The 12,710-nt window shown below is 62.1% G+C and carries 11 protein-coding genes and 1 pseudogene; all 12 read left to right on the top strand.

Features of this window, described 5'->3' with window-relative positions; all coding sequences use genetic code 11:
• The coding region (locus D6877_RS07350) for an energy transducer TonB (RefSeq protein ID WP_130910346.1) at window positions 1–507 on the top strand (507 nt) is incomplete at its 5' end.
• 45 nt (window positions 508–552) lie between these two features.
• On the top strand, window positions 553–1,260 hold the full coding sequence (locus tag D6877_RS07345; protein WP_122611220.1) for a MotA/TolQ/ExbB proton channel family protein: 708 nt from the start codon (window positions 553–555) through the stop codon (window positions 1,258–1,260).
• Window positions 1,260–1,661: a biopolymer transporter ExbD gene (locus tag D6877_RS07340; RefSeq protein ID WP_016775377.1), complete on the top strand. Its 402-nt coding sequence runs from the start codon at window positions 1,260–1,262 to the stop codon at window positions 1,659–1,661. The genes D6877_RS07345 and D6877_RS07340 overlap by 1 nt, the downstream gene beginning before the upstream one ends.
• A gap of 210 nt (window positions 1,662–1,871) precedes the next feature.
• Entirely contained in the window at window positions 1,872–4,583 is a 2,712-nt protein-coding gene (locus D6877_RS07335) for a TonB-dependent receptor (RefSeq protein ID WP_178083646.1), read from the top strand.
• A 226-nt stretch (window positions 4,584–4,809) separates the two neighbouring features.
• On the top strand, window positions 4,810–6,675 hold the full coding sequence (locus D6877_RS07330; RefSeq protein WP_130910345.1) for an extracellular solute-binding protein: 1,866 nt from the start codon (window positions 4,810–4,812) through the stop codon (window positions 6,673–6,675).
• 1 nt (window position 6,676) lies between these two features.
• On the top strand, window positions 6,677–7,741 hold the full coding sequence (gene yejB, locus D6877_RS07325; protein ID WP_056788670.1) for a microcin C ABC transporter permease YejB: 1,065 nt from the start codon (window positions 6,677–6,679) through the stop codon (window positions 7,739–7,741).
• Complete coding sequence (locus tag D6877_RS07320; protein WP_130910344.1) at window positions 7,741–8,763, top strand: ABC transporter permease; 1,023 nt, start codon at window positions 7,741–7,743, stop codon at window positions 8,761–8,763. Before yejB ends, D6877_RS07320 begins: the two co-directional genes overlap by 1 nt.
• Window position 8,764: 1 nt before the next feature.
• Window positions 8,765–10,399, top strand: a complete 1,635-nt coding sequence (locus D6877_RS07315) for an ABC transporter ATP-binding protein (protein WP_241662868.1) — start codon at window positions 8,765–8,767, stop codon at window positions 10,397–10,399.
• A 184-nt stretch (window positions 10,400–10,583) separates the two neighbouring features.
• A complete protein-coding gene (locus D6877_RS07310; protein WP_130910342.1) occupies window positions 10,584–11,105 on the top strand; it encodes a DUF3455 domain-containing protein in 522 nt (173 codons plus the stop codon).
• A 161-nt stretch (window positions 11,106–11,266) separates the two neighbouring features.
• On the top strand, window positions 11,267–11,794 hold the full coding sequence (locus D6877_RS07305; protein ID WP_130910341.1) for a sigma-70 family RNA polymerase sigma factor: 528 nt from the start codon (window positions 11,267–11,269) through the stop codon (window positions 11,792–11,794).
• A complete protein-coding gene (locus D6877_RS07300) occupies window positions 11,791–12,483 on the top strand; it encodes an anti-sigma factor (protein ID WP_016775384.1) in 693 nt (230 codons plus the stop codon). Before D6877_RS07305 ends, D6877_RS07300 begins: the two co-directional genes overlap by 4 nt.
• 15 nt (window positions 12,484–12,498) lie before the next feature.
• A pseudogene (locus D6877_RS29565) lies at window positions 12,499–12,710 on the top strand (hypothetical protein); the annotation flags it as partial.

Here is a 12,710-nt window from a genome sequence, read left to right as displayed (position 1 = left end):
CCCGAGCAGCCGGTGGAAGACGAGGACGCGGTCAAGCCGCCGCCCAAACCGGTGGAGAAGCCCAAGCCAATCGAAAAACCGAAACCGGTCGAGAAGCCAAAACCAGTGAAAAAGGTTGAGCCACCGAAAGCGCCGCCGGCCCCGGCGCAACCTGCCGCACCTGCGGCGCCGACAACACCGAGCGCACCACCGGCACCACCTGCTGCGCCCGCTCCGGTCAAGGAATCGGCGGCGATTTCCGGCCTGGCCAGCCTCGGCAACCCGCCGCCGGAATACCCGTCGCTGGCGCTACGCCGCAACTGGGAAGGCAGCGTGGTGCTGCGCATTCAGGTGCTGGCCAACGGCCGTGCCGGCAGCGTGACGGTGACCAAGTCCAGCGGCAAGCCGCAACTGGATGAGGCGGCCGTCGCGGCGGTGAAGAACTGGAAGTTCATTCCGGCCAAGCGCGGCGACACGCCGATCGACGGCTTCGCCACCCAGACCATCGATTTCAAATTGCCGCAATGACGGCGCAACCGACTCATTACTGATTAACGCAAGCGAGGTGTAGCCATGAACGATTCACTGTCTTCGATGATTGTCCCCGGTGTGCTCTGGGGCCTGGTGCTGTTTTCCGTGGTCAGTTGGGCGATCCTGCTGGTCAAGTCGGCCCAGTACCTGCGCCAGAAAGCGCAGAACAAACAGTTCACCAAAGCCTTCTGGAGCGCGCCGGACCTGCTCACCGCCGCCGAACACGCCAGCCAGTATCCAGGCTCGCTGGCGCGCATCGCCAGCAGCGGTTTCGAAGCCCTGCTGGTCGAAGAGTCGCCGCGCACCACGCAACAACTGGCGCACACCATCAACCGCTCCGACCGCCTGGAACGCAACCTGCGCCAGCAGATCCAGAAAGAACGTCGCTCGCTGGAAAACGGCCAGGCGATCCTCGCCAGTATCGGCAGCACAGCGCCGTTCATTGGCCTGTTCGGCACCGTGTGGGGAATCATGGAAGCCCTGCAAAGCATTGGCGAAACCGGCTCGGCCAGCCTTGAAGCGGTCGCCGGGCCTATCGGCCACGCGCTGATCGCCACCGGCGTGGGCATCGCCGTCGCCGTGCCGGCAGTGCTGATCTACAACTTCTTCCTGCGTCGGCTGAAACTCGCCTCGGCGGACATGGACGACTTCGCCCACGACTTCGACGCCCTCGCCTCGCGCAGTGCGTTTTCCATCAGCCGCCAGGCCATTGCCAGCAAAAGCACCAACGCCGTGCGGGAGGCCAGCTGATGTCCTTCTCCACTCAAGACAGCGATGAAGTGCTCAGCGAAATGAACGTCACGCCGCTGGTCGACGTGATGCTCGTGCTGCTGGTGGTGTTCATTGTCACCGCGCCGCTGATGACCAACGCGATCAAGGTCAACCTGCCGAAAACCGACGCCGTCGCCCCTGCCGAAAAGAAAGACCCGGTGGTGGTCAGCGTCGATCAGGACGGCAAGTTCTATCTGGCCAAGACCGAACTGGCCCCGGAATCCCTCGAGGCCAGCCTCAAGGAGGTCAAGGCCAAGGACGCCGAAGTCCGTGTGCAATTGCAGGCCGATGCCGCCGTCAATTACGGCCAGGTGGCCAAGGCCATGGCATCGATCGAACGCTCCGGCATCAGCAAGATTTCGGTGATGACCACCCACTGATGACGGTGCAGGGCGGCTGTTGAAAGCATCCGCCCGGCACCGCTGAAAAAGAAATCCCGTCGCACCCGGCCGACCGAAAAAACGCTACGCGTCTTTGGAGGGGATCGGCTTGCTTGAAGAAAGTGGTTTTCCGCGCGCGGTATCACCGGAAGCGGAGCAATGAGCGGCTCACAAGGCCAATTCGATAACGTCTGAAAATCGGAAACAACCATGCTGATGAACACTCCACGCTTCACGCTCAAACCTTTGGTGGCAACCATGTCTCGCCACCGTTTAGTTCCGCTGTATCTGGTGGCCATGGGGATGGGCGCCGGGACCGTGCAAGCGGCCGAGGACGACAACAGCGCCACGCCGGCAGCCGCTGTCGTGGCGGCGCCGACCACGCAACTGCAACGGGTCGAAGTGACCGGTTCGGCGATTCGCCGGGTCGATGCGGAAACGGCGGTGCCGATCACCATTCTCAAGGCTGAAGAGCTGCGCAAACAGGGCGTGACCACCACCGCCGAACTGGTGCAGCGCATCACCGGCAGCCAGTCGATCAACAACAGCGCCGGCTCCGTCGGCGCGGCCACTGGCGGTGCGTCGTTTGCCGACATGCGCGGCATCGGCGCGAACAAGACGCTGGTGCTGCTCAACGGTCGACGCCTGGCCAACAATGCCCTGTCGGGGACCAACTCGGCCGGCGGCGCGGTGGACCTGAACATGATCCCGTTCGCCGCCATCGAGCGCGTGGAAGTGCTGCGCGACGGCGCCTCGGCCCTGTACGGCACCGACGCCATCGGCGGTGTGATCAACTTCATCACCAAGAAATCCCTTACCGACGGCGCGTTGACCCTCGGTGGCGAAACGCCGACCCACAGCGGTGGCGGCGCGACCAAGGACATGAGCGCCAGTTGGGGCTACGGCGATCTGGAAGAAGACCGCTTCAACGTCCTCGGTGTGTTCAACTACAACAAGCAGCAGAACCTCGACGCCAACGACCGCTCCTTCGCCACCGACTACGCGCCCGGTCGCGGTCTCGATCAGACCTCCGGCACCGCGTTCCCCGGCAACTACAGCCAGAACGGCAACGCCACCAACCCGTTGGCCAACAGCAACTGCAACGGCCCCAACCTGATCGCCCGCGACGGCTTGTGCCGCTTCAGCACCCGTGAATTCATCGACCTGGTGCCACAGACCGAGAAGACCTCGTTCTTCGGCAAGACCACTGCCAAGCTCGGCGATGATCACAACGCCAACCTTGAATATTTCTGGTCGCGCAACAACAACGCCGTCGCCGTCGGCCCGGCGCCACTGACTGGTCTGAGCCTGGATTCCTCGTCGCCGTACTACCCCGGCAACGGCATCACCCCGGCGCCGACCGATTTCGCCCTCGACCCGACGCAGCCAGTCGACGTCAACTGGCGCGAGACTGCCGCCGGCCCGCGTGAATCGAAAGACCAGAACACCAGCCAACGCTTTCTGCTGAGCTTCGACGGCCTGGTCGGGGGTTGGGATTACAACGTCGGCGCCTCGTACAACCAGAACAAAATCGTCTCCAGCGTCACCAGTGGCTATGTCAGCGATCAGGCGATGATTGACGGCCTGGCCAGCGGTTTGCTCAACCCGTTCGGCCCGCAGACCGCCGCCGGCCAGCAGTACATCGACGCCGCCGCGTACCACGGCGCCTACTCCACAGCCGTGGGTCGCGTCGCCGGGTTCGATGGTCGCGTCAGCCGTGAAATCGGTGACTGGTTCGGCGCCGGTCCGTCCGGTCTGGCGCTGGGCGGCGAGTACCGCAAGGAGAAATTCCATCAGGACTTCGAGTCGTTCGCCGGCGACATCCAGAGCCTCGGCATCGACCCGGCCGGCAGCGTCGAGGGCGACCGCAGCGTCAAGGCCGCCTATGCCGAACTCAACGTGCCGGTGCTCGACAGCCTTGAATTGTCCGCCGCTGTGCGCCACGACAAATACAGCGACTTCGGCAGCACCACCAACCCGAAATACTCGTTCCGTTATCAGCCGCTCAAAGAGCTGGTGGTGCGTGGCGCCTACAGCGAAGGTTTCCGCGCGCCGTCGCTGTATGAACTGTATTCGCCGCGCAGCATCACCTTCACCCAGGGTTTCTACAACGATCCGGTGCTGTGTACCGGCGGTGTGGTGCAACCGGGCGGTAACGGCGGGCGCGATTGCGGTCAGCAATTCCTCAACCAGATTGGCGGCAACGAGGATCTGGCCCCGGAGAAGGCGCGCAACGTCACCTTGGGCTTCGTCTACCAACCGATCAGCAATCTGTCGGTGGGTCTGGATTTCTGGTGGATTCACATCTCCAACCAGATCCAGCCGTTCCCGGAATCCACCGTGTTCGATCAGGCCGGCTCCTATCCGGACCGCTTCGTGCGCAACGCCGACGGCACGCTCAACTACATCGTTACCGGCAACGCCAACCTCGGCATCGTCGAAACCAATGGTGTCGATGTGTCGCTCGACTATCGCTTCCCGAACACGCCGTACGGTCAGTTTGGTCTCGGCCTGCAAGGTACCTATGTCGACGAGTACGACTTCCAGAGCACCATCAAAGGCCCGTTCACCGACAAGGTCGGCGACTTCCAGGGAGACGGCGTGATCGCGCGCTGGAAGCACAACCTCACCGGCAGTTGGAGCCTGGGTGCGGCGCGGGCAGCGCTGACCAACCGCTTCACCACCGGTTACAACGATTACGACCGCGAGACCCACGCAAGGGTGGCGTCGTATTCGGTGTGGGACCTGTCGGCCGGTTACACCTTCAACAAAGTGCTCGACGTTGATGCCGGGATGAAGAACGTGTTCGATCGCAACCCGCCGTTCTCCAACCAGGCCTACAACTTCCAGAGCGGCTATGACCCGCGCTACACCGACCCGCTGGGCCGGACATTGTTTGCGCGCATGACGTATCACTTCTGACCCGAGATAAAACGCATCCCTCTGTGGGAGCGAGCCTTTGTGGTGAGGGGATTTATCCCCGATGGGGTGCGAAGCGCCCCCAAGACCTGCCGACGCGGAGCATCGGAAGTACCGCATGCATTGATCTTGCGACTGCTGCGCAGCCGATCGGGGATAAATCCCCTCGCCACAAGGGCTCGCTCCCACCGGGGGTCCGGGTTCCTTCAGGGATTTCAAGGGTGACTTCATGAGTTTTTTGCGCAACATGGCTGGCCTGCTGCTCGGCAGTGCGCTGCTGTGCACTGGCACTTCGGCACTGGCCGGCGGCAGTTATGCGCTGACGGTGTACGGCGAGGCGCCGAAGTATCCGGCCGGCTTCAAACATTTCGATTTTGTTAACCCCGACGCGCCCAAGGGCGGTTCGCTCAGCCGTGCGTCGATGGAGATCGGTCAGTACAACTACATCACGCCGTATGCCGATCAGGGCATTTCCGTGGTGCAGGTCAATGACTGGGTGTATTCGCCATTGGCGTTTCGTTCGCTGGATGAGCCCTACACGGTTTACGCTCTGGTCGCGCAGCAGATCGAGCGCGATCCGGAGGGTTTGTGGGTGCGCTTCACCCTCAACCCCAAGGCACGTTTCGCCGACGGCACGCCGATCACCGCCGAAGACGTGCGCTACACCTTCAACCTGCTGATGACCAAGGGCAGCCTGAGTTATCGCCAGCAATATGCCGACGTGCAAGACGTGCTGGTCGAAGGTCCACGCCAGGTCCGTTTCACCTTCAAGAACAACCTCAATCGCACCCTCGCGCTGGATCTGGCGACGCTGCGCGTGCTGCCCGAGCACTGGTGGAAAACCCGCGACTTCGCCAACGGCGGCGGCTTCGAGCCACCGCTGGGCAGCGGGCCATACCGGGTGAGCAAGGTCGACGCCGGGCGCAGCATCAGTTTCCAGCGTGACCCGGACTGGTGGGGCAAGGACCTGCCGGTCAGTCGCGGCATGTACAACTTCGACAGCCTGACGGTGAATTTCTACGGCGACACCGACGTCGCTCGCCAACTGTTGCAGGCCGGTGCGTTCGACTACAACCGCGAGTTCTCCTCGTCCGGTTATGTGGTCGGCTATGACAGCCCGGCATTGCGCGACGGTCGTTTGCAACAGTCGATCCTCGCCCCGGACAAACCCACCGCCGCTCAGGGCTTCGTGTTCAATCTGCAAAACCCGATCTTCCAGGACCGCCGCGTGCGCGAGGCGATCAGCCTGCTCTGGGATTTCGAGTGGACTAACAAACAGATGATGCGCGGCTTCTACGTGCGTCAGAACAGCTTCTGGCCCAAGAGTGAAATGGCCGCCAGCGCCCTGCCCGATGCCGAGGAATTGAAGATCCTCGAACCGTTGCGCGGCAAGGTTCCTGACGAGGTGTTCACCACGGTCTATGAAGCGCCGAAAACCGATGGCAGCGGCTACATCCGCGACAAGCAATTGCAAGCGCTGAAACTGCTCGGCGAAGCCGGTTGGACGGCGAAAAACAATCGTCTGGTCAACGCCGCCGGCGAGCCGCTGGAATTCACCTTTCTCGATGGCCAGGGCGGCTTCGATCGCATGCTGCTGCCGTTCAAACGCACCCTCGCGCAGATCGGCATCACGCTCAACCTGCGCCGCATCGATTCAGCGCAATACATCAACCGCCTCAACGCTCGCGATTACGACATGATCGTCTGCGCTTTCCCGCGCAGTGGCGATCCGATCGTCTCCCCGGGCCGCGAGTTGTACAGCCTGTACGGCTCGCAAAGTGCCACGCAAGTCGGCAGCTCGAACGCGATGGTGCTGGCCGATCCAGCGGTCGATCAACTGCTCGACGGGCTGGTCCGGGCCAACAGCCGCGAAGCCATGGTGCATTACGCCCGCGCCCTCGACCGGGTGCTGCAATGGGGTTACTACATGATTCCCAACTACTACTCCAAAGGCACGCCGACGGTGTATCAGAACCGCTTCGGCATGCCCGCCGTGCAACCTTCGTATGACGAAGGCCTCAACACCTGGTGGGAAGTCTCGGCCAGGCCGCTGACGACTCAGCAGATGAGCGCTCAGCTTGCGGGAGGCCAGTGACATGCTGCGTTATCTGAGTCGCCGTTTGCTGCTGATCATCCCCACGCTGTTGTGCATTCTGGTGGTGAATTTTCTTATCGTGCAAGCCGCGCCCGGCGGGCCGGTGGAACAAGCCATCGCCCGCCTGCAAGGCTTTGGCGGGCACAGCATGGGCGGTGGCGGCGAAGTCGCGGCGGTCGGCGGTGCCGGGCGCAGCAGCCGTGGGCTGGACCCGGCGCTGATCGAGGAAATCAAACACCATTACGGCTTCGACAAACCGCTGCACGAACGCCTGTGGCTGCTGCTGAAAAACTACGCGCAACTGGATCTGGGCAACAGCTTCTTTCGCGGCGCCAAGGTCACCGACCTGATCGTGCAGAAGCTGCCAGTGTCGCTGTCGCTGGGCTTGTGGGCGACGCTGATCACCTACCTGATTTCAATCCCGCTGGGCATTCGCAAGGCGATCAGGAACGGTAGCGCCTTCGATGTCTGGAGCAGCACCGCGATCATCGTCGGCTATGCGATGCCGGCGTTTCTCTTCGCCATTCTGTTGATCGTGGTGTTCGCCGGGGGCAGCTACGTCAACTGGTTTCCGGTGCAGGGACTGGTGTCGGACAACTTCGACAGCCTCAGCACATTGGGCAAGGTCGGCGACTACCTCTGGCACCTCGTACTGCCGGTCACGGCGCTGGTGATCGGCGGCTTTGCCACGCTGACGATCCTGACCAAGAACAGCTTTCTCAACGAAATCAGCCGGCAGTACGTGATCACCGCACGAGCCAAGGGCCTGACCGAGCGCCGCGTGCTGTACGGCCACGTGTTTCGCAACGCCATGCTGTTGGTGGTCGCCGGCGTGCCGTCGGCGCTGATCGAAGTGTTTTTCGCTGGCTCCCTGCTGATTGAAACCATCTTCAACCTCGACGGCCTCGGGCGCATGAGCTACGAAGCGGCGGTATCGCGCGACTATCCGGTGGTGTTCGGCGCGCTGTTTCTGTTCACCCTGTTCGGTTTGCTGATCAAGCTGATCGGCGACCTCTGCTACACCCTGCTCGACCCGCGCATCGATTTCTCGGCGAGGACTGCCTGATGTTCACACTGTCGCCTCTGGGCCAGCGCCGCGTCGCGCAATTCAAGGCCAACCGCCGTGGGCGCTGGTCACTGTGGCTGTTTGTCGGCCTGTGCCTGATCTGCCTCGGTGGCGAGTTGATCGCCAACGACAAGCCGCTGGTGATCCGCTACCACGACGCCTTTTACTTTCCGATCCTCAGCGATTATCTGGAGACCGATTTCGGCGGCGAATTGCCGTTTCAGCCGGATTACGCCAGCAGTTACGTGCACAAGCTGATCGAGGATCAGGGCGGCTGGATGCTGTTTCCGCCGATCCCGTTCAGCTACGACACGGTCAACTACGACCTCACCGAACCGGCGCCCAGCCCGCCGTCATCGAGCAATTGGCTGGGCACCGACGATCAGGCTCGCGATGTTCTGGCGCGGGTGATTTTCGGCACGCGGATTTCAATTCTGTTTGCGCTGATCCTCACCGCCATCAGCGCGTTGATCGGCATTGTCGCCGGGGCAATGCAGGGCTACTACGGCGGCTGGGTCGACTTGCTCGGGCAGCGCGTCCTGGAAATCTGGTCGGGGCTGCCGGTGCTGTATCTGCTGATCATTCTGTCCGGCTTCGTCTCGCCGAGTTTCTGGTGGTTGCTGGGGATCATGGCGCTGTTTTCCTGGCTGGCGCTGGTCGACGTGGTGCGCGCCGAGTTCCTCCGTGGGCGCAATCTCGAATACGTCAAAGCCGCGCGCGCGCTGGGCCTGACCGACAGCGAACTGATGCGCCGGCACATTCTGCCCAACGCCATGACTTCCACCCTCACCTACCTGCCGTTCATTCTCACCGGCGCCATCGCCACCCTGACCGCGCTGGATTTTCTCGGCTTTGGCATGCCCGCCGGCACCGCGTCGCTGGGTGAACTGATCGGCCAGGCCAAACGCAATCTGCAGGCACCGTGGCTGGGGCTGACAGCGTTTTTTGCCCTGGCGCTGATCCTGTCTTTGTTGGTTTTCATCGGTGAAGCGTGCCGAGATGCCTTTGATCCGAGGAGCTGACATGCAAGACCATTTAATCGAGATCCGCGACCTGCGCGTCGCCTTCGCGGGGCAGGAAGTGGTGCACGGTGTGAACCTGGATATCCGCCGTGGCGAGTGTCTGGCGCTGGTCGGTGAATCCGGCTCGGGCAAGTCGGTGACGGCGCATTCGATTCTGCGTCTGTTGCCGGGCAAGAACGTCAGCAGCAGCGGCGCGATTCGCTACAACGGCGTGGATTTGCTGCACGCCAGCGAACAGCAGATGCGTGGTCTGCGCGGCAATCGCATTGCGATGATTTTCCAGGAGCCGATGACCTCGCTGAACCCGCTGCACACGGTGGAAAAACAGATCAGCGAAGTGCTGGAAATCCACAAGGGCCTCAAGGGCCGCGCCGCCCGCGCGCGGACCCTGGAGCTGCTCGAGCTGGTGGGTATTCGCCAGCCGTTGCAGCGACTCAAAGCCTATCCGCATCAGCTTTCCGGCGGTCAGCGGCAACGGGTGATGATCGCCATGGCGCTGGCCAACGAGCCGGAACTGTTGATTGCCGATGAGCCGACCACGGCGCTGGACGTAACCGTACAGCAGAAGATTCTTGAGCTGCTGATCGAGTTGCAGCAACGCCTCGGCATGTCGCTGTTGCTGATCAGCCACGACCTCAATCTGGTGCGCCGGATCGCTCAGCGCGTGTGCGTTATGCGTCAAGGCGAGATCGTTGAACAGGCTGATTGCGAGACGCTGTTCCAAGCGCCGCAACATCCTTACAGCCGCTTGTTGATCGAGGCTGAACCGAGCGGCGCGCCAGTGCCCAGTGAGTACGAGCACAACCTGCTGGAAGTCGATGATTTGAAGGTGTGGTTTCCCCTGCCGAAAAAACTCTTCAGCCGCCAGCAGGATTACATCAAAGCGGTGGACGGGGTCAGTTTCACCCTGCAACGCGGCAAGACGTTGGGCATCGTCGGCGAGTCGGGTTCGGGCAAGTCGACGCTGGGTCAGGCGATCCTGCGACTGGTCGAATCAGAGGGCAATATCCGTTTCGGCAACAAGCAGTTGAGCCTGCTCAATCAGCGCCTGATGCGCCCGTTGCGCCGGCAGATTCAGGTGGTGTTTCAGGACCCGTTCGGCAGCCTCAGCCCGCGCATGTCGGTGCAGCAGATCATCGCCGAAGGCTTGCTGACCCACGGCATCGGCAGCGAGGCCGAGCGCGAGGCAGCGGTGATTCGCGTGCTCGAGGAGGTCGGCCTCGATCCGCAGAGCCGCCATCGTTACCCCCACGAGTTTTCCGGCGGCCAGCGCCAGCGCATCTCCATCGCCCGCGCACTGGTGCTGGAACCGGCGCTGATCCTGCTCGACGAACCGACGTCGGCGCTGGATCGCACGGTGCAGAAGCAAGTGGTGGAATTGTTACGCCAGTTGCAGATCAGGCATGGGCTGACCTATCTGTTCATCAGCCATGACCTGGCGGTGGTGCATGCGCTGGCGCATGACTTGATGGTGATCAAGGATGGCAAGGTGATTGAACAAGGCTCGTCGCGGGAGATTTTCGCTGCGCCGAAACATCCGTATACCCAAGAGTTACTGAAAGCCTCGGGCCTCAAGCCTTATAGAGAGCCTTGTGGGAGCGAGCCTGCTCGCGAATGCGGTGCGTCAGTCACATAAGAGCTGACTGAACCGACGCTTTCGTCGGAACGCCGCCCGGAGCAGGCTCGCTCCCACAGGTTTGATCGGTGGTGTTTGAAATTTATTTTTCCGGCACTGCATCCAATCGCCTCCGCCACGGGTAGTCCCTGTAACAGCCCACTCTGGTGCTGTCAGCGCCCTACCCTTTTCGGAGAATCATCGGATGAACATCACCCAGCTGATTGGCTTCACCGGTTTGCTCGCTTTCACCGCGACCACCTTCGCCCAGAGCAGTTATCCCGACGCGATCAAGGTGCCGGACGGGCACAAGATTGCCCTGGAGACCACCGGGGTTGGCGAGATCACCTACGAATGCCGCGACAAGCCCAATGTGGCCGGGCAGACCGAATGGACCTTTGTCGGCCCGAAAGCGGTGCTCAATGATCGCAGCGGCAAACAGGTCGGCACTTATTTCGGCCCGCCAGCGACGTGGCAAGCCAAGGACGGTTCGAAAGTCACCGGCACACAACTCGCCGTGGCACCGTCGAGCCCGGGCAACCTGCCCTATCAACTGGTCAAGGCCAATCCGGCCGAGGGCAAAGGCGCGATGACCGGGGTCAGCTACATCCAGCGCGTCGCGCTCAAGGGCGGCGTCGCGCCGGGCAGTGAGTGCACCATGGCGAACAAGGGCAAGCAGGAAGTGGTGAAGTACCAGGCGGATTATATTTTCTGGGCGGCGAACTGATATTCGGAAGCAGTGCACAATCCTGTGGGAGCGAGCCTGCTCGCGAAGACGGAGTGTCAGTCGCCTTATTACTTTCTGACCCACCGCATTCGCGAGCAGGCTCGCTCCCACAGGGAACAATGCGTCTGGATGTTTGGGAAATGTGAGCTAGATTGCACCCCATGCCTTTACCCGAATCCGTTTTCGATTACGAAGCCCGCCTCGCTGCCTGTGCCCGGGGCGAGCGTTTGGCTTTGCGCGATTTGTATGTGCAGGAAGGCCCGCGCCTGCTCGGCGTGGCCAAGCGGCTGGTGCGCGATACGGCGCTGGCAGAGGACATTGTGCATGAGGCGTTCATCAAGATCTGGCACGGCGCGGCCGGGTTCGATCCGGCGCGGGGTTCGGCGCGGGGCTGGATGTTCAGCGTGACCCGGCACCTTGCCTTGAATCAGTTGCGCAAGCAAAGTCGGGAAACGCCGTTCAGTGAAGAACATGAGGCAGCGGCGCCTGATGAGGCGGTCGATGTTCACTCGGCGCGCATTCATCGCTGCCTCGAGCAACTGGAACCGCAGCGCCGCAGCTGCATCCTCCACGCCTACGTCGACGGTTACAGCCACGCGCAGATTTCCGCACGCCTCGACACGCCGCTGGGCACGGTCAAAGCGTGGATCAAGCGCAGCCTCAATGCTTTGCGGGAGTGCATGGGATGACCGGCGAATCAGCGCAGGAACGGGATGAACTGGCCGGCGAATACGTGCTTGGCACCTTGTCGTTCGAGCAGCGCATCGAGGTGCAACGGCGCCTGCCGAACGATCCTGAGTTGCGGGCGGCAGTCGACGCATGGGAGCGACGTCTGCTGGAGCTGACCGATCTGGCCGAACCTCAGCAACCCTCGGCGCAGTTATGGCCTCGTATCGAACGCAGTCTCGAACGGCTGACGGTGAAGAAACCGCTAACCTCGTGGTGGAATCTGCTGCCGCTGTGGCGCGGCTTGAGCGCGGCCGGGCTGGCGGCGACATTGATCCTCGGCACGATGCTGCTGACGCAGACTGCGCCGAAACCGAGTTATCTGGTGGTGCTGGTGGCGCCGCAGGACAAGGCGCCGGGATGGGTGATTCAGGCGAGCAATGCGCGGGAGATCCAGTTGATTCCGCTAGGGGTGGTCGAGGTGCCGGCGGACAAGGCGCTGGAGTTCTGGACCAAGGCTGACGGCTGGTCGGGGCCGGTGTCGTTGGGCTTGGTCAAGCCGGGGCAGGCGTTGTCGGTGCCGCTGGACAAACTGCCGCCGTTGCAACCGAACCAGCTGTTTGAGCTGACGCTGGAAGGCGCCAATGGCTCGCCGATTGGCAAGCCGACCGGGCCGATTCAGGCGATCGGGCGTGCGGTGAAGGTGCTCTGAGGCTCTGCTACGCGGTTGTCCGCAACCATCATCGACGTCGATGTTCACCATCACGGTAATGAAGTTCTCATAAAAAATTCCGGGCGTAACATCAGCTCCATACCAACCAACAACACCCCGGAGCACACCATCATGAAACGCCAGACTCTTCTCAGCATTGCTTTCTCGGTTTTCGCAGTTAACGCTTTCGCCGCCACCCCGGCGCACACCATGATCGCCGAAGGCGG

The organism is Pseudomonas sp. Sample_9 (assembly GCF_004307535.1).
GTDB lineage: Bacteria > Pseudomonadota > Gammaproteobacteria > Pseudomonadales > Pseudomonadaceae > Aquipseudomonas > Aquipseudomonas mercuritolerans.
The sequence above is the reverse complement of the archived record's forward strand: the minus strand, read 5'-3'. Positions and strand labels throughout refer to the sequence as shown.

Coding starts and splice junctions, on each gene's coding strand:
- D6877_RS07340 (WP_016775377.1), top strand. CDS start 1,260: ATGTCCTTCTCCACTCAAGACAGCGATGAAGTGCTCAGCGAAATGAAC.
- D6877_RS07330 (WP_130910345.1), top strand. CDS start 4,810: ATGAGTTTTTTGCGCAACATGGCTGGCCTGCTGCTCGGCAGTGCGCTG.
- D6877_RS07310 (WP_130910342.1), top strand. CDS start 10,584: ATGAACATCACCCAGCTGATTGGCTTCACCGGTTTGCTCGCTTTCACC.
- D6877_RS07305 (WP_130910341.1), top strand. CDS start 11,267: ATGCCTTTACCCGAATCCGTTTTCGATTACGAAGCCCGCCTCGCTGCC.
- D6877_RS07335 (WP_178083646.1), top strand. CDS start 1,872: ATGCTGATGAACACTCCACGCTTCACGCTCAAACCTTTGGTGGCAACC.
- yejB (WP_056788670.1), top strand. CDS start 6,677: ATGCTGCGTTATCTGAGTCGCCGTTTGCTGCTGATCATCCCCACGCTG.
- D6877_RS07345 (WP_122611220.1), top strand. CDS start 553: ATGAACGATTCACTGTCTTCGATGATTGTCCCCGGTGTGCTCTGGGGC.
- D6877_RS07320 (WP_130910344.1), top strand. CDS start 7,741: ATGTTCACACTGTCGCCTCTGGGCCAGCGCCGCGTCGCGCAATTCAAG.
- D6877_RS07315 (WP_241662868.1), top strand. CDS start 8,765: ATGCAAGACCATTTAATCGAGATCCGCGACCTGCGCGTCGCCTTCGCG.
- D6877_RS07300 (WP_016775384.1), top strand. CDS start 11,791: ATGACCGGCGAATCAGCGCAGGAACGGGATGAACTGGCCGGCGAATAC.